General features: G+C 46.7%; 1 pseudogene. It reads right to left on the bottom strand.

What is annotated here, in order from left to right:
• Nucleotides 1–19: 19 nt before the first annotated feature.
• Nucleotides 20–246: pseudogene (locus SB772_RS44395) on the bottom strand (class I SAM-dependent methyltransferase); the annotation flags it as partial.

Raw genomic sequence — 246 nt, 5'->3', positions numbered from 1 at the left:
ATAACAGCAATCGCCTTAACTAGGCGATTGCTGTGATACGAATCGATACCTGTTGGTGACTGCTGACGAAGCCGAGATATTCATATGCAATTCCATACTTATTATAAAACTCGCGCCAAGCTAAAAATTCGTGCTGCTCATAGCCGGGGTAGTTAAAATACTCGTCGAAACAGATCACGGTGCCGGCCTTCAAATATGGCCGGCATGTCTCCAAGATGGTGCGTGTGCCCGCGTACAAATCGCAAT

The sequence above is a fragment of the Paraburkholderia sp. SIMBA_030 genome (assembly GCF_046535245.1).
Lineage (GTDB): Bacteria > Pseudomonadota > Gammaproteobacteria > Burkholderiales > Burkholderiaceae > Paraburkholderia.
The sequence above is the reverse complement of the archived record's forward strand: the minus strand, read 5'-3'. Positions and strand labels throughout refer to the sequence as shown.